General features: G+C 63.0%; 19 protein-coding genes. 9 read left to right on the top strand and 10 right to left on the bottom strand.

What is annotated here, in order from left to right; genetic code table 11:
• Positions 1-14: 14 nt before the first annotated feature.
• The gene (locus AC4BCK_RS01175) at positions 15-1,121 is read left to right on the top strand and encodes a zinc-binding dehydrogenase (RefSeq protein ID WP_174181925.1); all 1,107 of its coding nucleotides are present in this window, start codon (positions 15-17) and stop codon (positions 1,119-1,121) included.
• Positions 1,122-1,135: 14 nt separating this feature from the next.
• On the opposite strand, the gene AC4BCK_RS01170 is transcribed toward AC4BCK_RS01175, so the two are convergent.
• On the bottom strand, positions 1,136-1,855 hold the full coding sequence (locus AC4BCK_RS01170) for a GntR family transcriptional regulator (RefSeq protein WP_490566477.1): 720 nt from the start codon (positions 1,853-1,855) through the stop codon (positions 1,136-1,138).
• 32 nt (positions 1,856-1,887) lie between these two features.
• Between AC4BCK_RS01170 and lhgO the strand changes: the two genes are divergently transcribed.
• A complete protein-coding gene (lhgO, locus tag AC4BCK_RS01165) occupies positions 1,888-3,120 on the top strand; it encodes an L-2-hydroxyglutarate oxidase (protein WP_174181929.1) in 1,233 nt (410 codons plus the stop codon).
• A 645-nt stretch (positions 3,121-3,765) separates the two neighbouring features.
• On the opposite strand, the gene AC4BCK_RS01160 is transcribed toward lhgO, so the two are convergent.
• Together AC4BCK_RS01160 and AC4BCK_RS01155 are read right to left on the bottom strand one after the other, a co-directional pair.
• A complete protein-coding gene (locus tag AC4BCK_RS01160; protein WP_490566476.1) occupies positions 3,766-4,500 on the bottom strand; it encodes a FadR/GntR family transcriptional regulator in 735 nt (244 codons plus the stop codon).
• A 72-nt stretch (positions 4,501-4,572) separates the two neighbouring features.
• Entirely contained in the window at positions 4,573-6,309 is a 1,737-nt protein-coding gene (locus tag AC4BCK_RS01155; protein WP_400602137.1) for an L-lactate permease, read from the bottom strand.
• 186 nt (positions 6,310-6,495) lie between these two features.
• Here AC4BCK_RS01155 and AC4BCK_RS01150 point away from each other — a divergent pair, with 186 nt between their 5' ends.
• From AC4BCK_RS01150 to AC4BCK_RS01120, 7 genes are all read left to right on the top strand, one after another.
• Positions 6,496-7,299 carry a (Fe-S)-binding protein gene (locus AC4BCK_RS01150; protein ID WP_400602135.1) on the top strand — a complete coding sequence of 268 codons (804 nt, stop codon included), beginning with the start codon at positions 6,496-6,498 and terminating at the stop codon, positions 7,297-7,299.
• Complete coding sequence (locus AC4BCK_RS01145) at positions 7,296-8,816, top strand: LutB/LldF family L-lactate oxidation iron-sulfur protein (RefSeq protein ID WP_141001151.1); 1,521 nt, start codon at positions 7,296-7,298, stop codon at positions 8,814-8,816. Before AC4BCK_RS01150 ends, AC4BCK_RS01145 begins: the two co-directional genes overlap by 4 nt.
• Positions 8,813-9,445, top strand: a complete 633-nt coding sequence (locus AC4BCK_RS01140; RefSeq protein ID WP_490566475.1) for a LutC/YkgG family protein — start codon at positions 8,813-8,815, stop codon at positions 9,443-9,445. Before AC4BCK_RS01145 ends, AC4BCK_RS01140 begins: the two co-directional genes overlap by 4 nt.
• Before the next feature lie 98 nt (positions 9,446-9,543).
• Entirely contained in the window at positions 9,544-9,879 is a 336-nt protein-coding gene (locus AC4BCK_RS01135; protein WP_174181935.1) for a hypothetical protein, read from the top strand.
• Positions 9,876-10,694: a pyruvate, water dikinase regulatory protein gene (locus AC4BCK_RS01130; protein WP_174181937.1), complete on the top strand. Its 819-nt coding sequence runs from the start codon at positions 9,876-9,878 to the stop codon at positions 10,692-10,694. The genes AC4BCK_RS01135 and AC4BCK_RS01130 overlap by 4 nt, the downstream gene beginning before the upstream one ends.
• A 145-nt stretch (positions 10,695-10,839) precedes the next feature.
• Positions 10,840-13,224 (top strand): phosphoenolpyruvate synthase, encoded by a 2,385-nt coding sequence (gene ppsA, locus AC4BCK_RS01125; protein WP_490566474.1) that lies wholly within the window; start codon positions 10,840-10,842, stop codon positions 13,222-13,224.
• 210 nt (positions 13,225-13,434) lie between these two features.
• Complete coding sequence (locus tag AC4BCK_RS01120) at positions 13,435-14,133, top strand: GOLPH3/VPS74 family protein (RefSeq protein ID WP_141001310.1); 699 nt, start codon at positions 13,435-13,437, stop codon at positions 14,131-14,133.
• Between the two features lie 162 nt (positions 14,134-14,295).
• Here the strand turns inward: AC4BCK_RS01120 and AC4BCK_RS01115 are convergent, their stop codons facing one another.
• From AC4BCK_RS01115 to AC4BCK_RS01085, 7 genes are all read right to left on the bottom strand, one after another.
• The gene (locus AC4BCK_RS01115) at positions 14,296-15,048 is read right to left on the bottom strand and encodes a 2-keto-4-pentenoate hydratase (protein ID WP_141001156.1); all 753 of its coding nucleotides are present in this window, start codon (positions 15,046-15,048) and stop codon (positions 14,296-14,298) included.
• Between the two features lie 470 nt (positions 15,049-15,518).
• Complete coding sequence (locus AC4BCK_RS01110; protein ID WP_251424526.1) at positions 15,519-16,091, bottom strand: DUF6036 family nucleotidyltransferase; 573 nt, start codon at positions 16,089-16,091, stop codon at positions 15,519-15,521.
• Complete coding sequence (locus AC4BCK_RS01105) at positions 16,078-16,620, bottom strand: hypothetical protein (RefSeq protein ID WP_174181943.1); 543 nt, start codon at positions 16,618-16,620, stop codon at positions 16,078-16,080. The genes AC4BCK_RS01110 and AC4BCK_RS01105 overlap by 14 nt, the downstream gene beginning before the upstream one ends.
• A 166-nt stretch (positions 16,621-16,786) precedes the next feature.
• Positions 16,787-17,953, bottom strand: a complete 1,167-nt coding sequence (locus AC4BCK_RS01100; protein ID WP_490566473.1) for an MFS transporter — start codon at positions 17,951-17,953, stop codon at positions 16,787-16,789.
• 293 nt (positions 17,954-18,246) lie between these two features.
• Positions 18,247-19,215 (bottom strand): zinc-binding dehydrogenase, encoded by a 969-nt coding sequence (locus tag AC4BCK_RS01095; protein WP_435896743.1) that lies wholly within the window; start codon positions 19,213-19,215, stop codon positions 18,247-18,249.
• Positions 19,216-19,311: 96 nt separating this feature from the next.
• Positions 19,312-19,845: an acyl-CoA thioesterase gene (locus AC4BCK_RS01090; protein WP_366279942.1), complete on the bottom strand. Its 534-nt coding sequence runs from the start codon at positions 19,843-19,845 to the stop codon at positions 19,312-19,314.
• A gap of 265 nt (positions 19,846-20,110) precedes the next feature.
• The gene (locus AC4BCK_RS01085; RefSeq protein ID WP_366279939.1) at positions 20,111-21,322 is read right to left on the bottom strand and encodes an acyl-CoA dehydrogenase family protein; all 1,212 of its coding nucleotides are present in this window, start codon (positions 21,320-21,322) and stop codon (positions 20,111-20,113) included.
• Positions 21,323-21,344: the final 22 nt, after the last annotated feature.

Here is a 21,344-nt window from a genome sequence, read left to right as displayed (position 1 = left end):
AAAAGGAAAATCTCGTGACCGAGCTCATCAAGGCCGCTGTCCTCACGGCTGTGAACAAGCCTCTTGAAATGCAGGAATTCCCTGCACCCGTCCCGTCCACCGGAGGCGCCGTGGTCGCGGTGGCCTACGCGGGCATCTGCGGCACCGACATCCATCTAAAGTCAGGGAATCTCCCTGTTCCCATGCCCATCGTCATGGGCCACGAAGCCGTCGGCACCATCGCGGCTCTCGATCCGGCCCTGTCCACCGACATCAATGGTGCACCGCTGCGTGTGGGCGACAGAGTTGTCTGGTCCAACAACATCCCTTGCGGCCGTTGCCATGAGTGCCTCGTCCTGAAAGAACGCACTCTGTGTAAATCCCGTAAAATCTACGGCATCAATCGGACCAGCAGCGACGCCCCGCATTTGCGCGGCGGGATGGCAGGCCAGATCGCCCTAGAAGCCGGCACAGCGATCATCCGGATTCCCGATGACGTGACCTTCGAGGAAGTGATCGCTCTGGGCTGCGCCGGTCCCACCGCTCTCCACGGCATGCTGGAAAACCTCACGATCCACCCGGGAGACACGGTGGCAGTGCAAGGCAGCGGCCCCGTCGGACTTGCCGCAGCGATCTACGCCAAGCAAATGGGCGCGGACCAGGTCATCCTCCTCGGCGCACCGGCGTCCCGCCTTGAACTCGCCCTTGAAATCGGCGCTTGCGACGAGGTCATAGACATGGGCATCTACACGGACCCCGCTGCGCGCCTGGAGAAGCTTCGGCAGATGACCCCGCAGGAGCGGGGCGCGGACGTCGTTATCGAATGCGCCGGGGTGCCGGCGGCGGTGGCCGAAAGCCTGGACCTGGCCCGCCCCAACGGACAGGTCCTGGTTCTGGGACAATACACCGACCACGGGGCCACGCCCATCAACCCGCATTACATCACGAAAAAGCAGCTCAAGATCTTCGGCTCCTGGGGCTTCGCCGAAGCCCACTACGTGAAATATGTGGAGTCGCTGCCCCAGCTGCGCAAGCGGCACGACTTGGGCGCCCTCTTAACCGTCTTCGCCCTCGAAGACGTCAATGAGGCAATGGACACCGTCGCCGCCGGACAGTGCACCAAGGCAGTGCTCAGGCCCTGAGCCTCGCAGGCGACTCAGCAGGAATAGTCGTTGGGCCAGCGCAGGGCCTCGGTGACGGCGTCGGCGTCGAACTCCCCGCTGTCCCCGGCCTCCTGTGCGATCAGCAGCTCTGCGGTATTGACGATGTGGCGGCGCATGGCGGCTGCGGCGGCCGGTCCGTCATGCGCTGAGATCGCTTTGACGATGTCGAGGTGGTCATCAACGACGTCCTGGCAGGATCGGGCGGCCGGAGCGGTCCCCACCCCCCTCGTCAGCACCAGATTGCGGAGGTTTTCAAGGACGTCGACCAGTTTCGTGTTTCCTGCATTCTCCATAATCTGCAGGTGGAAATCGCGGTCGGCCCGGAGGGTTGCCTCGGCGTCATCCTCGTCCGCTGCGGCCTGCATATGGGCGAAACACTCGAGGATGCGGCTCATTCCGGCCTCGGAAACCGTCCGGGCGACCTTGGCCGCGGCGGGCACTTCAAGCATCAGCCGGATCTGGAAGACCTCCACCAGATCGGTGAGCGTGGTCGCAAGGATCGTGGCTCCCTTGTTCTTGTCAATCCGGATCATTCCCGCCCGTGCCAGCTGCAGCAGGGCCTCGCGGGCCGGGGTTCTGGAGACGCCGATGCGCTCACCCAGGCTGTTGGCTGAATACGTTTCGCCTGCAACCAGCTCGCCGGAAGTGATCGCTTCACGAAAAAGCTCCACGGCTTGATCGGTAAGGGACGTACTACGGCTCAGTTTTTTCACTTCACCATCATTTCAGCAACGGAAGAAAAGTAATGACAACGAATCGAATTGCAGTGATCGGCGGCGGAATCATTGGCACCGCGGTGGCCCGGCAGCTATCCCGAATGGTCGACGGCGCCCAAATCACCCTCTTTGAGAAAGAATCCGACCTCGCCGGACACCAGACGGGCCACAACTCCGGCGTCGTCCACGCCGGCCTCTACTACGAACCCGGCTCGCTCAAGGCCCGGCTCTGCCGCCGCGGGGTTGAGCTGCTGGCCGAATACGCCGCTGAGAACAACATCGCCTACGACGAATGCGGAAAGGTTGTCGTAGCCCACAACAGCCTTGAGCTCGACCGGTTGCACAGCATCTTCGAACGGGCCAAGGCCAATGGTGTCCCGGACGTTGCCCTCATCGACCGTGACCGGCTTCGTGAGCTGGAACCCGCCTGCACCGGAGGCATCGCCGCCCTGCACTCCCCTCACACTGCCATCATCGACTACCCCGGCCTGACCCGGTCACTCGGCAAGGACGTCGAGGCCGACGGAGGCCAGATCCGTCTCGGCGCCTCAGTCACCGGGCTGGACGTGACCGGATCCGAGGTCAGGGTCTCCGGCGCCGGCTTCGACACTGAGGCGTTCGACTTGGTCATTACGTGCGCGGGCCTGCAGTCTGACAGGCTCGCCAACGCCGTCACAGACCAGACAGGAACCCCAGGGAAGAAGGACAACGGACCGCAAATCGTGCCGTTCTACGGCGACTACTTCCTGCTCCGGCCCGAGCGCTCCTCATTGGTCAACGGGCTCATCTACCCTGTCCCGGACCCCCGGTACCCCTTCCTCGGTGTACACCTGACCAAACGCGTGGACGGCGCAGTCATGCTCGGACCCAACGCCTTCCTGTCCCTTGCACGCGAAAACTACCGGAACAACGCACCCAACCTCCGCGACCTCACGGACACGCTCACCTACCCGGGCTTCTGGAAATTTGCTGCCGAAAACATCCCCGCGACGCTTCAGCAGGTCCGCACTGCGGTCAGTAAGAAAGCCTTCGTGGAGGAAGCCCGCAAATTCGTGCCCGCCATCGAATCAGCCGACGTGGTCAAGGGCGTGCGTGGGATCCGCGCGCAGGCCCTCAACGCGGACGGAAGCCTGGTAGACGACTTCGTCATCCGGTCCACAGGGCGACTCGTTCAGGTCCGCAACGCACCCTCCCCCGGGGCCACGGCTTCCCTAGCCATCGCCGAACACATCGTTGAAGAAGCCCTCGCGCAAGTGCGATAGGAATAGGAAACGGGGTGTACCAATCCCTAGACGGCCGCCCTGGCTATCGCGGACCGTGACCAAAAATGGCCGAGGGCCGAGAATCTCGACGCCCGGCATTACTAGGTTTAGGTACACCCCAACCTGACACAGACGGCCTTGTTGGGCCCCAGAAATAAGGGAATTCAATCCGAGTCCACTGAGAGGCTGGGTTCCACCGCCGCCCACACCCAGGGACAATTCTCATGGGTTTCCACCGCTACTGCTGCTCCGGGAGCTAATCCAGGGGCTCCCAATATTCAATTCAGCCGTGGATAACCCAAATTGACCCCAACTGTGGACGGAACAAAGTCATCAGCGCAGCTTGTCCGAGCCTCGCCGGGTTGACGGAATATCCGTTATCGGCTTACAAGGCACGGGAGTAAGAGTAGCTGCGAGAAATCCCGCTCCATGAGGTACACCAGGAAGAGCGCCGAACCGCACGTGACGGCACACATGAGAAGCAGTTGTGTCGCCGTCGTTGACAGTCAAGTGGATGGATCCATGAGCCGCACCGCGTGACGGTTTCCCATATGACCGGGATTGGCGACCTGCTGCCGCCGGTTCGTGCCCGCTCTTGCAACGCCCAGGGCAGCTGCGCTTCGCTCCTGACTGAGCCAGCCTGACCTAGGTGGCAGTGGCTTCCTGCGCCTTCTTGTGGAACCATTCGATGTGCTCTTGCAGCAGCCGGGCCGCCAGTTCTCCGTTACGTGCCTGAACTGCGTCGAAGATGCCGTGGTGCTGGGTCCGGAGTGTGAAAATGACGTCAGGCCAGGTGTCCATGGCGTTCATCGCGCCTTTGACGTAGCCGACGATGGCACCGCTGAGGGATTCCATCATGGTGGCCACCACGGCGTTGCCGGCGAGGGAGCTCAGCGCCACATGGAACCTCGCGTCCAGCTCATGGAACGTTTCAAGGTCTATGTCGGGATGGTCCATGGCGTTCAGTAGTTGAGCGGCCTGCTCCAGGTCTTCCTCGCCACCGGCTCTGTTCGCGCCGGCCCGGGCTGTCCAGGTTTCGAGGAGGATGCGGGTCTCCACGATGTCTGCGACCGGAAGTGTGCTGCTGGCTACGTGCAGCCGCAGTGCGGACGAGAGTCCGGCGGATGGGTCGGAGACGACGATTGCACCAGAGGTGGGTCCCGATCCGACGGAGCTTCGCAGTATTCCCATGGCGTCGAGGACGCGGATTGCTTCGCGGACTGAGGCCCGGGAGATGCCGTAGTTTTCGGCCAGTGTTCGTTCGCCGGGGAGGCGGTCGCCGACCATGATTTTGCCCGAGCGCAGGTCCGCTTCGATGTCTTTGAGGAGCGCGTCATGGGTGCGGCGGCGTGGGGTTGCTCCTGCTTCAACGGTTGGCACGGGCGGTTCCTTAATGCGCGGGGCGTGTGCGGGCCTACCGGCCCGCACACGCCGTACTGATTGGGCGGGACGCTAGGGCAGCATCCAGCCAAGGACTGGGGTGGACTGGAGGTAGGAGAGCGTGCAGAGCACAAGTAGCAGCGCCACACTCCATCCCACTACTTTACGCAGGATCACCGACTCCTTGCCTTCAAGGTTGACCGCGGACGCCGCGATAGCGAGGTTCTGCGGGCTGATCAGCTTACCCACGACACCGCCGGAGGTATTACCGGCCACCAGCAGGTTGGGATCGATGCCCGCTTTGAGGCCGGCGGTCTGCTGGAGTTTGGCGAACAGGGCGTTGGCTGAGGTGTCGGATCCAGTAACAGCCGTGCCAATCCAGCCAAGAACCGGTGAGAGGAACGCGAAGAAGGTACCGGTACCGGCCAGCCAGGTGCCGATGGAAATCGTCTGCCCGGAGAAGTTCATGACGTAGGCAAGCGCGAGGACGGTGATGATCGTCAAACCTGCCCAGCGCATCCGGTAAATGGTGTTCCAAATTTCTTTTACCGCGTCTCCGATTGTGATGCGGTAGCGGCCGCCGTCGTTGTACTTGGAATACACAGCGGCGACGATCAGGCCGGTCAGCAGCAGCAGGGTGCCCGGGGTGGAGAGCCACTGGAATGAGTAGATGGTGGAAGAGACAGGCTTGCCCTCGGCGTTGACAAGGGCGTCGTGCAGGATCGGCCACGGGATCTTGATATCAGTCGAGGCGAGGAATGCGGGGACGTTCACGCCAAGCTTCCACAGCTTTGCGATGCCGAAGACGACGATCACGAGGAAGTACGGGAACAGGGCCAGCCAGGTGCGCATGGGCGTCAGGCGGTCTTCGGCGGTATCAGCGGTAGCGACTGCAGAAGCCCTGTGTGAGCCGCCGCCTGCCGTGGCGGATGCCTTCTCGGCTGCCTCAGAGAGCACGCCGAGGCGTTCGCGTGCCGCGATGCTGCCCTTGGGAGTCCAGATGCGGAAGAACAGCACTGCCGCGCCGAGTCCGGCGAGAGAAGCGACGATGTCAGTGAGTTCGTACGAGAAGTAGTTCGAGCAGAGGAACTGGGCAACGGCGAAGGAGAAGCCGACGACGAGTGCGGCGGGCCAGCAGTCTTTCAGGCCCTTGCGGCCGTCGAGGATAAAGAGCAGGATCAGCGGCACGATGGTGGCCAGCAGTGGAGCCTGACGGCCAACGATGGAGGCAATGTCCGTGGCCTGAAGGCCGGTAAGCCCGGCGGCGGTCGTAATCGGAATGGCCATGGCGCCGAAGGCCACCGGGGCGGTGTTGGCCACCAGCACAGCGGCCGCGGCACGCAGCGGCGGCAGCCCGAGAGCGAGCAGCATGGTGGCGGTGATCGCAACCGGTGCGCCGAACCCTGCGAGGGCCTCCAGCAGCCCGCCGAAGCAGAACGCGATCAGGACCGCCTGCAGGCGCACGTCACCTTTACCGATCACGTCAAAGACGCGGCGGAGGTCCTCGAAGCGCCCGCTGAGAACTGTGACCTGGTACAGCCAGACGGCCATGATGACGATCCACAGCACGGGGAAGGCGCCGAAGACTCCGCCCTGGGTCGCGGACAGCAGTGCAAGGCCGGCCGGCATCTGGAACGCCACGATGCCGACGAGGAGGGCCGCTAGCAGGGCGAAGGCCCCGGCAACATGGGCCTTGGTCTTGACGACGGCGAGCAGGATGAAGAACGTCAGCAGCGGCAGCAGGGCGACGATGGCCGACCACATGACGCTGTTGAGCACCGGGTCGGTGCTGGGGGTGAACTGGTCCACGGAGTTCCTCCACATTGAGGGGACGACAGGGGGAGTATGGTCTGACCACTGTGGTCGGACCAGTAGAGTGTAGCGTACATCTCCCCTGTTTGTGAGCCCCTTCACGCGCACCACGGTGGTTGCCAGTGGCGCCGGTCACGTGATCTACTATGGTCAGACCACAACCCCTTAGCCCGAAAGGCTGCCATGCGAATCGCTTTGTTCGCTACGTGCATCGTGGATGCGATGTACCCCGCCACGGCGCGGGCCACCGTAAAGATTCTGGAGCGGCTGGGCCACGAGGTCGTGTTCCCGTCCGGCCAGGCCTGCTGCGGGCAGATGCACGTCAACAGCGGCTACATCAAAGAAGCCGTCCCCGTTATCGCCAACCACGTGAATGCCTTCGACACGGACGATTACGACGTTGCCGTCGCTCCCTCGGGGTCCTGCGTCGCGTCCGTGAAGCACCAGCACCCCATGGTCGCGCGCGCCTGCGGCGACAAGGACCTGGAAGCCCGTGCCACCGCCGTAGGCGCCAAAACCTACGAACTTTCAGAGCTCCTGGTGGACGTCTTGGGCGTCACCGATGCCGGCGCGCAGCTGGGCTCCTACTTCCCGCACCGGGTCACGTACCACCCAAGCTGCCACGGCATGCGCCTGCTGCGGCTGGGTGACCGGCAATCACGGCTGCTGGCCACCGTACAGGGAATCGACATGGCCGAGCTGCCCGAAGCAGACCAGTGCTGCGGATTCGGCGGCACGTTCTCAATGAAGAACGCCGATGTCTCCTCGGCCATGCTGGAGGACAAGACGGCCAACATCGCCTCCACCGGCGCCAGCCTGTGCGCCGGCGGGGACGCCTCCTGCCTGATGCACATCGGCGGCGGCCTCTCCCGGCAGGGCAGCGACGTCACCACCCTGCACCTGGCCGAAATCCTTGCAAGCACCGTGGAGGAGCCCGCGTCCGTTAGCGGCGATGTGCTCGTTTCCACCGGAAAGGCAACACGATGAGCACCTTCCTTGGCATGCCCTCCCTGCCCGTCTACGGCACAGGCAACCTCCACGCCTCCGAGTCCTTCCCAAAGGCGGCCCACCGGGAGCTTGGCAACGCCCAGCTCCGGGCCAACCTCGGCCACGCCACCCACACCATCAGGGACAAACGGCTCAACGTGGTCTCCGAACTGCCTGACTGGGAAGACCTGCGCGACGCCGGCTCCGCCATCAAGGAATCTGTGATGGCCCGCCTGCCCGAGCTCCTGGAACAGTTCGAGGCGAACTTCACCGCCCGCGGCGGCGTGATCCACTGGGCCAGGGACGCCGATGAGGCGAACGAGATCGTGGCCGGGCTGATCCGGGCGACCGGGGAAACCGAAGCAGTCAAGATCAAGTCCATGGCCACCCAGGAGATCGGCCTCAACGAGTACCTCGAAGAACAGGGCATCGCCGCCTATGAGACCGACCTCGCCGAGCTGATCGTCCAGCTGGACCACGACAAACCCAGCCATATCCTGGTCCCGGCGATCCACAAAAACCGCACCCAGGTCCGGGACATATTCCTGCGCGAAATGGAGGGCGTGGACCCTGATTTGACCAACGACCCGGCACGCCTTGCCGGCGCGGCAAGGGCGCACCTGCGCCGGAAATTCCTCACTGCCAAGGTCGCCGTCTCCGGCGCCAACTTCGCCCTGGCAGATTCCGGTACCCTCGCCGTGGTTGAATCCGAAGGCAACGGCCGGATGTGCCTGACCCTGCCCGAGACTCTGATCACGGTGATGGGCGTGGAGAAGCTCCTGCCCACCTGGCAGGACCTGGAAGTGTTCATGCAGCTCCTCCCGCGGTCCTCAACCGGTGAGCGGATGAACCCCTACACCTCCCTCTGGACCGGCGTCACCGAAGGAGACGGGCCCCAGAACGTGCACCTGGTATTGCTGGATAACGGCCGCAGCGCTGCCCTGGCCGATGAGATGGGCCGCTCCGCACTGCACTGCATCCGGTGCAGCGCCTGTATGAACGTCTGCCCCGTCTACGAACGCACCGGCGGCCACGCCTACGGGTCAACCTATCCAGGCCCGATCGGGGCGATCCTCTCACCCCTGATGACCGGCATCCAGGCCGAGGAGAACAACTCGCTGCCCTACGCGTCCTCACTGTGCGGGGCCTGCTACGACGCCTGCCCGGTGAAGATCAACATCCCGGACATCCTGGTGCATCTGCGCAGCGCGGACGTGGACAGCAAACGCGGGAAAAAGAAAATCCCCACCCAAATGGACATCGGCATGAACGCTGCCTCCTGGGCGTTGTCCTCCGGCAAGCGGCTGGGCATGCTTGAAAAAGGACTGCCACTGGGACGCCTGGCGGCCGGCCCCGACAAGAAAATCACCAAACTGCCCGGCATAGCCGCCGGCTGGACGCAAAGCCGCGACATCCCGGCCCCGCCCAAGCAATCCTTCCGCGACTGGTGGAAGAAGGAACACCACGCCCCGGACACCGCCCCCGCCGCAGCCCACGACCAGGAAGACCAGCCATGAGCGCCCGCGAAGAGATCCTCGACCGGATCCGCACCGCCCTGAAAGACGCCCCCGAGGTTCCCGTTATCCCCCGTGGGTACCGGGCCTCGAGCCAGCTGGACGAAGCCGTACTGATCGAGCTGCTGGTGGACCGCCTGATCGACTACAAAGCCCGGGTCTCCATCGTGGACACCGCGGACGTTCCTGCCAAGATTGCAGAGGTCCTCGCCGGGGCCGGCAGCTACGTTGTGCCAGCCGGGCTGGACGCCGGCTGGCTTACCGGACTGGAACTCGAACAGGACAGCCGGCGGCGCCTGGACTCGGTGACCGCGCCACTGAGCGTCGCCGAGCTCGATGGGGTCGACGCCGTCGTGACGGGAAGCGCCGTGGCCGTCGCCGAGACCGGGACCATCATCCTGAACGGCAGCCCCAACCAGGGCCGCCGCGCGATCACCCTCGTCCCGGACCACCACATCTGTGTTGTGGAAGTCGCCGACATCGCCGGGATCCTGCCCGAGGCCCTGCGCCGGATCGACGGCACCCGGCCTTTGACCATGATCAGTGGGCCCAGCGCCACCAGCGACATCGAACTGGAACGGGTTGAGGGAGTTCACGGCCCCCGCACACTCGACGTCATCATCGCCCGCTAAGACTCACGGACGACGGGGGCATGGCCGCGATCCAGGTCGTGCCCCCCGCAGTGCCGGCGCCCACCCGTTCCCCACCGCCGCTGAACGAAAGGCAACCCATGCCCGTCTACCGCCATGACACCTGGAACACTCTCCGCGGCGCCGTCGTGGAAGTCCGAAAAAACGGGACCACTATCCGCACAGGGCTCGTCGAAGACGTCATGCCCGATTCCTCCGCCCTGTGGATCGCCGCCGATGGGCTGACAGGCCGCGTACTCATCGAAGTCGTGGAAGGACACGAGGTGTGGGTGGAACCAAAGCAACTAAAAGGTACCCGCGCCTACCGTATGACCTGGTCCGCGCTCCACACCGGACATGACCGGTACCGGAGTGAAGACGCCACCCACGGACGGATGCGGTACCGCATCCGCACAGCAGTAACGGAAAGAGCATGACCAGCGGGGACCTCCGGCCTGTCTACTTCCTCTCCGACAGCACCGGCATCACTGCGGAAACCCTCGGCAACACTTTGTTGACCCAGTTTCCCGTCAATAACTTTGACCGCATCACCATCCCCTTCATCACCACCGCACGGCAGGCGCGCTCCGTCGTCGAAACCATCGACAGCCACACCGCTACCGGTCTGCAGCCCATCGTGTTTTCCACCGCAGTAAACAGCGAAATCCGGCAGATTCTTGCCACGTGCAAGGGGATCGTCGTGGACCTCATCGGAACCCATATCGGAGTTCTCGAGCAGGGGCTCGGCACGTTGGCCAGCGGGGAGCCCGGCCGGGCACACGGACTCGGGAACGCCGCCCGGTACCAGTCCAGGATGGCCGCGGTCGAGTACGCCATGGAACACGACGACGGCCAGAGCCTCCGGGCCCTGGAGAAGGCCCAGGTGATCCTGGTGGCCCCGTCCCGCTGCGGCAAGACACCCACCACCATGTACCTGGCACTGCAGCACGGGATCTTCGCCGCTAACTTTCCCTTGGTGGACGAGGACTTTGAACGCGAAGGACTTCCCCAACCGCTCAGGCCCTTCGTGTCGAAGTGTTTCGGCCTGACCACCAACCCGCTGCGCCTGAGCCAGGTCCGCACCGAACGGCGCCGCGGTTCACCCTACGCGTCACTTCGCCAATGCGGCTTCGAACTGCGCAGCGCAGAGCGGTTATACGAGTCCTACGGGATCCCGTACCTCAATTCAGCCAGCGTCTCGATCGAGGAAATGGCCGCGACCATCCTGCAAAAAATGAACCTCAAACACTAGAAAGACCCACCCTGAATGTGGCGTAGATCATGTGGCAAGGCCTCCGCCGACCTGCCACTGTAAACAGGTCCTGCCCGCTTACCGACAACCATTCAACGACCGGGCACGCCCCTGCACACCACCCTCTGCAAAGGAGCAGTACATAATGACAACGGACATCCTGTGGTTCTCGGAACTCGGACTCAAGGACCTGGACCGGGTGGGCGGCAAGAACGCCTCCCTCGGGGAGATGGTGCAGAACCTGACCTCTGCCGGCGTCCAGGTGCCGGACGGTTTCGCCACCACTGCCGATGCCTACCGCCATTTTCTGGCCGATTCCGGACTGGACCAGCAGATCGCCGACCGGCTGGTGGGCCTGGACACCGATGACGTGACGGCCCTGGCCGCTGCCGGGCAGGAGATCCGGACCCTGGTGCGCCAGACGCCCTTCCTGCCGGACTTCGAAGAGCAGCTTCGGAACGCCTACCGGGAACTCGTGGAAAAGCACGGCGGCTCCGATGACCTCTCCTGGGCCGTGCGGTCCAGTGCGACGGCGGAAGACCTGCCCGACGCGTCCTTCGCCGGGCAGCAGGAGACGTTCCTGAACGTCCGCGGGATCGAGAACATTTTGGCAGCCATCAAGGATGTCTTCGCGTCGCTCTACAACGACCGTGCCATCGCCTACCGGGTGCACCACAAGTTCGAACACGCGGACGTGGCACTCTCGGCGGGGATCCAGCGGATGGTGCGCTCCGACGTCGGGGCCTCCGGCGTCATGTTCACCATGGACACCGAGTCGGGCTTCCAGGACGCCGTGTTCGTCACCTCCTCCTACGGGCTCGGCGAGGCCGTGGTCCAGGGCGCCGTGAACCCGGACGAGTTCTACGTCTACAAGCCGGCACTGCAGGCCGGCCGGCCCGCCATCCTCAAGCGGGGACTGGGCGAGAAGGCCCTGCAGATGACCTACACGGCCAGTCAGGAGATCGGCCGCACCATCGACTTCGTGCCGGTGGATGCGTCCCTGCGGAACCGCTTCAGCCTCAGCGATGAGGACGTGGAGCAGCTCGCCCGCCACGCGGTGGCCATCGAGAACCACTACGGCCGTCCCATGGACATCGAGTGGGGCAAGGACGGGATCGACGGCGGCCTGTACATCCTGCAGGCACGCCCGGAAACCGTGCAGTCCCGCCGCGCCCCCGGCAGCCAGAGCCGTTTCCGCCTCAACGAAACCGGCCCCGTGCTGGCCGAGGGCCGCGCGATCGGCCAGCGGATCGGCGCCGGCAGCGTCCGCATCCTCACCGCCATCGACCAGATGGCCGCGTTCCAGACCGGCGACGTCCTCGTGGCGGACATGACCGATCCCGACTGGGAACCGATCATGAAACGCGCCTCCGCCATCGTCACAAACCGCGGCGGAAGGACCTGCCACGCCGCCATCATCGCCCGGGAACTGGGGATCCCCGCCGTTGTGGGAACCGGCACCGCCACGGACTCCCTGTCCGACGGGCTGGAGGTCACCGTCTCCTGCGCCGACGGCGAGACCGGCGTCATTTACGAAGGACTGCTGGACTTCACCGTGGAGGAAACCGGAATCACCAAGATGCCCGACGTCCCGGTCAAGGTCATGATGAACGTGGGTACCCCGGAACAGGCGTTCACCTTCGCCCAGCTGCCCAACCACGGTGTGGGGCTGGCCCGGCTGGAGTTCATCATCAACCGCCAGATCGGCATCCACCCCAAGGCTCTGCTGAATCTGGACAGCCAGCCGGAGGACGTGGCCGCGGAGATCCGGGAACGGATCGCCGCGTACAGCAGCCCGCGGGAGTACTACATCAAGCGCCTGGCTGAAGGGGTGTCCACCATCGCGGCGGCGTTCGCGCCGGAACCGGTGATTGTGCGCATGTCCGACTTCAAGTCCAACGAGTACGCCAACCTCCTGGGCGGACCGGCGTACGAGCCCCGCGAAGAGAACCCGATGCTCGGATTCCGGGGCGCTTCACGCTACCTGGAGCCGTCCTTCCGCGACTGCTTTGATCTGGAGTGCGAGGCCCTGTCCTTCGTCCGCAACGAGATGGGCCTGACCAACGTCAAGCTGATGATCCCGTTCGTGCGGACCCTTGATGAGGCCCGCGGCGTCATTGAGCTGCTTGCCGAGAACGGACTGGTCCGCGGCGAGAACGGCCTGGAGGTGATCATGATGTGTGAGCTTCCCTCCAACGCGCTGCTCGCCGACGAGTTCCTGGACTACTTTGACGGTTTCTCGATCGGCTCCAACGACATGACCCAGCTGGCCCTCGGCCTGGACCGGGACTCGGCGATCGTGTCCGGCGGTTTCGACGAACGGGATCCGGCGGTCAAGAAGCTCCTCAGTATGGCCATCAAGGCCTGCCGGGAGCGCGGCAAGTACGTGGGGATCTGCGGGCAGGGTCCCAGCGACCACCCGGACCTCGCCGAGTGGCTGGTGGATCAGGGCATCGAGTCCGTTTCACTGAACCCGGACACCGTGGTGGACACCTGGCTCCGGCTGTCCACCACCGTCGCCGCGAAATAACCACCTGGCGGAGGAACTAAGGCAGAAGCAGCAGCCACGGCAGCACAGATGGGGCAACCCACGAGCGCTGCCGTGGCACCCTCAATGGCAGGCACACTGCCATCGGTTTGGCAGATAAACGCCTAATCCTTCGCATCCAGCACCCACGCATCTTCAATGAATCAACGCGACTGGTTGTGACGGATGCCTTACGGGGGCACCATGATCGTTATGGATCCTCAAACACCTAAAGCCGGGGAGCTCAGCCTTCCACAGGCATTCCTCCTCCTGGCAACGAACGATATCGACGGTGAACCAGAGCTGCCGGCATACATACTCAGGACCGCGGTGGCCGGGGCAATCCTGGCTGAACTAGACTTGCTTGAGGCAATCGAACTGCAGGGAAAGAATCTCCGGGCCACGGGTACAGAGCCGCAAACGCATCTCCGGCACGAGCTGGAGATCATTCGCCACAAATCCCGTCCGCACTCTCCCAAAAAGTGGGTCTCCATACTGGAAGGCCGCGCAGAAGTGCAGCGCGTCTACGAGAGCATGGCCTCACGCGGCATCCTGGATCAAGTCGGGGAAAAGCACCTCGGCGTTTTTAAGCGTGTGCGGTACCCCGAGAAGGACCATGCTCCAGAGGCCGCGCTCCTCAAGAAGATCGAATCGACACTCAGCGGTGCCCCGGCCGATTCGACGTCAAAATCCCCCGCCGCAAAGCCGGTGACTCCAGAGGCTGCCCATGCCGATACCGATCCCAGGACCCGTGCACTGATCGCGCTCCTGCACGCGGCAGGAGTGCTTGAGAAGCTATTTCCGGCAGCGGATCGGAACCGGATTCAGGAGCTGGCTGGTGACCACTGGCCCTCGCGTGCGGTGGAGGACGAACTTCGCGAGCTCAGGGTGGCGGCTGAACCGCTCGTCTAGAAAAACGTGCTGCTCCTGCGAGGGCTGAACCTTCATCCCACCCACCACAGCCGCGGCGGCATTTTGTCGGATCAGTAGTCAGTGCCGCGGCTGTGGACGAACCAACACCACTGCCGACTGCAGGAACGGTAAAGGGCAGCAGCGCGGAAAACGGTTGGGGCCTCAGGAGAGGATAGTAGCCTCAACGTCACCGAAGCCCTCAGCGGTCACCTGGACGTGGTCCCCTGGCTGCACCCGGATCAGTCCCAACGGCGTGCCCGTGAGGATCAGTTGTCCGGGGCTCAGACGTAGGCCGTAGTCGTTCAAATGCCCCGCCAACCACCGCAGCGACCCCGCCGGGCCTCCGGGAACGCCACCCATCGGCCCTTGGTCGATGCAGATCCCGTTGATCTGAACGCTCAAGCGACCAGTCAACGCCTCATCCCCGGGCCAAGGCAATTCCGCCGCCGTTAGCGGAAGCACCACTCCGGCGTTAATGCCGTTGTTGGCCACGAGTTCCTGCAGCGTCGGCAGCTTTCCCCGGAAGACGTAGTTATGGAGTTCGATGACCGGGAAGACCTGTGCGATCTGGCCCTCGTCGCCCAAGCGCACCGCCAGTTCGCCCTCGATTGCAAGACCGTCATAGGCCTGGTGGGAGAGCTCACTGCCGGAGGTGTGTAGCTCGCTTTCATAAAGGAGCCCCCGGATCGGTCCGTCCAGCCCGAACTGCGCGCGGGTGCCCGGACCGGTGCAGCCCACCTTGAAGCCGACCACCCGCTCCGCTGGCGCACGCAGCGCGGCCACCTCATCCTGCACCCGGTAGGCCTCGTCGAGGCTGAGCTGCGGACGTTCGGGATCGGCGAAGAACGTGCCCGGATTCCCCGACCGGTAATCGGTGAGCTGTCGGGAAGCTAACAAGCGCACGAAGTCAGTCATACTCGCAGCTTATCCGCAGCGGCCCCGCTAACCCTGTGCTTGCGCGACACCCATGCTGAAGCGGGATCAGCCAAACAGCAAATGGAACAGTGAAAAACCTGCATTCTGGAACAGAAGCTCCAGGGTCCAGGCGTAGTACAAGGGACTCTCATATCCGGCTGAACTACACCCCAAACTGACGTTGGAGCCGTCCGACATGGGAAGACTCGCCCCGTGCCCGGTGGATGGGTCTGACGCCCTGTGCCGGCAGAGCCGCAACAGGTGGCATCGCGCCGTTCGTCCCGAGTGGGTGTCATCATTTCCTGATGCTTTGGCCTGTTTCGACCGTTCTCGAGCCGGTGGACGTGCTTGCGTTGGTTGCGGACTGTCAGCTTGAGATCTGAGATGATCCGCAGCACCTGTCAGTACATCGATTCTGGACATTATTCTTACGCAATGCACCGCTTGAGGCGTCAGATATGCCCTTATTTTCAGCTCGTCAGGGCGGCTGCCCAGGCAATGGCGTTCCGTTGCCGGTAGTCCAGCACATCGATGTCCTGATCGCTCTGGACAAGGGCCAAGTCGATCGATGCCAGCCGCTGCTGCAGAACTACTGGGTCAATCAGCCGGGCGTCCACCAGTGCTCGAACGAACTCGAAGTCCTTTTCGCGGTGTGCCATGAGTTTCGCAACGCATAGGTCATGGGGGTCCAGGCAGAGCCCTGTGGCGTTGTTTGTGGCTTCGCTGCGCACTCCGACCAGACGGTATTCCCAGTCGGGAGGCAGGATCGCGGTTCTTTTGCCGACCCCTTCGATGTAGAAGCCGTAGGTTGCATGGAACTCCGACCACTCCCCCACGTCGAAGCTGAGCTGATCACTCAGGGCATCGGCGTCCGCATCACGCATCGGCGCGATGTCAATCTCCGGGGACATCGTGGCCTCGGCGGGCAGCTGATCCTCAGTGTAGGAACCGAGGATCGACTGGCTGCCGATGATGATGACCTGGTCATCTTTGATGATCTGCGTCGCGGCACGGATTGCGTGCTCGAGTTCATCCCTTCGCAAGTAACTGCGCCTTCTTCATCGCAACCAGCCTGTCCTCGGGGCTTAGTGCCCCGGCAAAGGGGCTGATCTGGCGCAGGTCCCTTCCCTCCTCGTCATCGGCCAGCATCGCCTTCTCCAGCTCGTCATCAGGCAAGCGAAGAAGTTCTTCCCACCGGTCCAGCCACCGCTCAGCGACAGCCGCCCGCGGAGTGCGACGCAGACGTTCAAGATTCTCCCGCGCGAGGCTCCGCAGCCGCGACGGATTCTCCCGCAACCTCATCCCCAGCATGACATGCAGTTCAAACGGGAACCGCTCCTCACGCCGCGCTTGCGGATGCCGTCCCTTGGCTGTGCGGATCGCGTCCTGGATCACCGAAGCACTGCTTCCCAACCGCTCGGCGATTCCCCGCACCGACAGGCCCGAGGCGTGAAGACCCAGAATGCACTCCTGCCGGCCCCGGGCCAGGACCAGCATCCGCTGCCGGGCCACCTCCGACTCCTCAGCCAAAGCCCTGGCCTCTGCCGATAGCCGCGTGATCACATCATCCATACATGTATGGTACCCCCATACAGTCGCTTCCAGCTTTACGGAATCTTTATTATCGGCTCTTTAGAATGGGGCGGGGAGTGCCCACAAAAGGGCTGCCTGCAGCCAGCTTTACATTTCCCTCCCAAGACTCCGAGGGATTTGAGAACTGGGCGCCCCCAAGGATTGGCTACCTGTGTGCTTGGGTGGCTGGTGCTGGGCCACGTTCCCGGGTGTGGTGTTGGTCGCCTATCAGGCGGTTCCTGCCGGACAGTACGGCGGTGAAGCACAGGATGATCATGAGCGCGGCGGTGATGGTCAACGGGAGCGTCCAACTGCCACTGACGTCGCGCAGGGCGCCGAAGGCCACTGGCCCGGCGGCGGCGATCGCGTAGCCTACGGACTGTGCCATTCCGGAGAGTGATGCGGCCTGCTCGTGGTGGGCGGTGCGAAGGCTGAACAGGGACAGCGCAATCACTATGAGGCTTCCGGAGCCTGCGGCGCCGATCACTACCCAGAGCAGGGAGAGTTGCGGAGCCAGGGCGAGCCCGGCGTAGGAGCAGAACGCGAGGATGCTGCTGCCCAGGGCTATCGGCCTCTGGTCCGCGGTGTGGTGCAGCACTGTACCGGCCGCGAGGCTCGCCAACACTCCGACCAGTAAAAACACCGAGGTGTGCAGGCCGGAGGTGGCCGCCGGGATTCCCCGTTCGTGTTCGATTGCAGGCAGCCATGTGATCATCACGAAGAACGCCAGGGACTGCAGCCCCATGAAGAGCGTGATCTGCCAGCCCAGCGCGGACTTCCAGGGTGAGTGGAAGCGCCCGTGCCGGCCTTGGGGCTCGACGGTGATCGGATCCCTGGTCCGGAGCCGCGGGAGCAGGATCGCCAGTGCGATCAGGGCCAGCCCCGCCCAGACTCCCAGGGCCAGCCGCCAACCGTAAACGGTGGCGTGGGCAATAGGAACGACGGCGGCGGCGGCGACCGCGGACACCGCGCCTTGAACGGCTGTGTAGATTCCGGTCACTTGGCTGACCCGTGAGGGCAGCTCCCTCTTGACCAGTGACGGCAGCAACACGTTCAGGAAAGCGATGCCGGTGCCAATCAGCATCGTACCTGCCCAGACGGCAGCTTCCACAGGGACGGTCCGGCCCAGAATGCCCGCTGCGAGCAGCAGCATCGCGAGCCACAAGGCCCGGTCCAGGCCGAATCGCCGTGCGATGCCCGGTGCTACCGGGGAGAACACTGCAAAGGAGATCAGAGGTAGACCGGTGAGAAGGCCCGCGGTGCTGCCGGACCAACCGAACTCGGCGCCGATGTTGGAGAGCACCGGGCCCACGCTGACAAAAGCTACTCGCATGTTCACGGCGATAAGCAGAATACCTAGGAACGCTACGCCCAACCGCGCAGTGCCCAACGTCTTTGTTCTTCCAGTCACTGGCATCCGACCTACCCGCCCCCGCATCCGGCCGCAAAAATGGCATCGGCTCCCATACTGGCCCGACCATTTTTACCCGCCGCCCCGGGCGGGCACGCCGAGGAAAACTTTCCCGCCCAAGAATGCGTTAAGCCCATTGGAGTCTCTTGTCGCGGTGTAGGAGGATTGACATTGGACTCTTGTTCTTTAGGTCGCGGGCGTTGCCCGTTGCTGGGTTAATGCGTGAATACTATTTTTCCCATCAGGCTCCCGCCGAGCATTCTGGTAAATCCTTTGACGGCGTGGTTTAGCGGTAGCACTGAATCGATAGTTGGGCGTATCCCGGTTCCTACAAGGAAGCCGGTGAGTCTGTCGAGTTCGTCCCGAGTTCCCATGGTTGAGCCGAGTATTTTCAGCTGGGTGAAGAACACCCGATTCAGTTCAGTCACTGCGGAGCTGCCTGAGGTTGCGCCACAGGTAACGACGGTTCCGCCCGGTCGAACGGATTTCAGTGTGTGGTCCCATGTGGCCTGTCCTACTGAGTCAAAGACTGCGTCGACCCGCTTCGGAAGGCGGGCACCGGGGTCGAATACTTGATCGGCCCCAAGCATCAGCGCGTGGGTTTGTTTTTCTCTGCTGCGGCTGGTCACCCATACTCGGAATCCGGTGGCGGCAGCCATGGTGGTCAGCGCTGTGGACACCCCGCCGCCGGCTCCTTGTATCAGGATGGTGGATCCTGGCTTCGCCGGGGAGACGGAGAAAAGCATCCTGTAGGCAGTGAGCCAAGACGTGGGAAGGCAGGCGGCCTCCTCCCAGCTCAATTCTGCAGGTTTAGGGACGGTGTTGCCGGCGGGCACCCAGACATGGTCGGACATGGTTCCCGGATGGCGCTCCGAAAGTATGGTGCGTTTCGGGTCAAGGGTTTCGTCCCCGCGCCATCCAGGGCTTGCGATTACGGAATGAACAATCACCTCGTTGCCGGCGGCGTCTATTCCGGCGCCGTCACTGCCCAGGATCATGGGCAGAACCTCTTGGTCTAGTACTCCCCCAAGCGAGAATAGGTCATGGTGGTTTAGGGCAGAGGCTTTGAGTGTGATTTTCTCCCAGTCAGCAGCGGGTGCTTCCGGCTCTGGCAAGTCCCCTACGTCGAGCCCGGCAAGTGGATCTTGCGGGGAAAGTGATTTCGCATAAACTGCGCGCATCATGGTTCCACTTCTTGGGGTTGGCTTCTCTTGCCCACCCCTGAGTTCGGTGCCTCAGAAGGACCAACAAGGGCTTTTCGGTTCAAGGTAGACGATGGTTCATGCCTGCAGCAGGTCCAAGGGACTGAGCTCTCTTCTGTCCCTGCGGATCCGGGCGCGTCGCATCCTTTCGTGCCGGCGTTGGTGCGCTTCCCGGAATCGTCGTCGTTCAACGGTGTCAGAAGGTTTAAATTCAGGTACGGCGGTAGGTTTGTTGTCGTGGCCGATTGCCACCAAGGTGAAGTAGGAGCTGTTGGTGTGCCGGATGTTCTGTTCGTGAAAATTTTCACTGAGTACGCGGATTCCGACTTCCAGCGACGTGCGTCCTGTGTAGTTAACTGATGCTTGGAAGGTCACGAGTTCACCGATCTGGATGGGGGCCAGGAAATCGACGCGATCCACCGAAAGCGTCACGACGTAGGTTCCTGCATACCGTGCGGCACAAATGTACGCGACTTGGTCCAGGTACTTCAGCAGGACGCCGCCGTGTACTTTGCCGGCAAAGTTTGCCGTGTCCGGTGTCATTAGTATCCTCATGGTCAGCTGGCCTTTTGCCTCGGCGACCTCCTCAAGAGTGCTTTGCGTGTGGTTCATCTTGTTTTTCCTGGTATCTGTTGGCGTGGCTAGCGGAGGGGTCCGTTTCGTGGGGGCTCGATGTTCATAAACCTCCGGTGTGGGAAGGCAGGGAGATCATGGAGCAGGGAACGAGCTGAACCCAAGCGGAACGGCCGTGTCAGTCGCTGGAGGACATTGATTAGGGCCCCAGGCACAGGTCCGGTCTTCGTCGGGTGCTACTTCAGCGACGGAGGCCGAACCTGTCCGGCATCGACCTGTGGTTTGAGGAGTTTCTGGATTCTGTCTAAGCGCCCGTGATGTTGTCCGCGGGCTGGTTGATGCTCCAGGAAGGCATGTACGAGCCGCCGTGCCCGTCTTTGCTGAACGCGTTGACAAGGCGGCGTCCCAGCATGGTCTCGTGGATCTCGCTGGTGCCATCGAAGATTTGGGTTGCCTTGGCATCCCGGTGCAGCCGTTCGACCCTGGAGTAGGCGATAAGGCCCGACGCTCCGAAGATTTGCATAGCTTGGTCGGTGTGTTCCCGCGCCAGGTCGCTGGCGGTCATCTTGGCGATGGAGATAATGTCCTGGTCTCCGCCGTTGCCCTCCATATAGGTTTCGGTGGCGCGCATGGCCAGTTCTCTGGCGGTGTGGTAGGCGGCCCGCATCCGGCCGAGTTTAATCTGAATGCTTGGCAGGTCACCTATTCGTTTGCCGAACGCGGTGCGTGTTGCTGCTCGTTCGACACTGACTTCCAAAGCAGCGCGCAACAGCCCGCAGGCGTAGGATGCAGCGTCAATGCGGGCCATGTTCAGGCCGTCCATCATACCCGCGAACCCATCTACCTGGAGAGCGTTTGCTGCAGGCACCACTACATTTTCAAAGCGAAGTACTCCGTTGGAGAGTCCGCGGAACCCGGAAAGCTCGGGCCCTGTCTCGCCCACAGCGCCGGTGCTTGACATGTCGACCACCAATGCGATGGTCGGCGCGTCTCGCTCGGATGATTCCAATTTGGAAAGGACGATGGCGTAGGAAGCCACAGGAGCGAAACCGACCCAGCATTTCTCCCCGGTCAAAATGTAGTTATCGCCGTCTCTGCGGGCGACTGTTGACATTCCACGAAGGTCAGTCCCAGCATGTGGTTCTGTCAAGGCGAATGATCCGTATGCCTGGCCTTCAATCGTGGCGCGAAGCCAACGGTCTTTGACCGCCGGTCGTGCGTACCGCGCGAGCAGGTAAGACACCAGCCTCATGACGCCCAGTTCCATGGCGACGGGAGGGTAAACGCTGGCAATACGCTCTGTGATGTCGTGCACCAACGGCATCCTCGAGAGGTCCAAATTCAGGTTCTCGTCGAAAATTAGTTTCACGAAGCCAAGAGCTGCACCTTCGTCCAGGATCTCTTTGTCGAATACAGCTCCTCTGTCCAGGCTCTCAGCCTTGGCTGCCAGTTCAACGGCATACGCTTCAGCCGCTGCCAAAATCTGGTCGGTCCCGAGGCTCATTGCCACGCTCATGCTTCGGCTCCGAAATCCCGCG

This window comes from Pseudarthrobacter sp. As-47, assembly GCF_058215595.1.
This window is presented reverse-complemented; position numbering and strand designations above follow the sequence as displayed.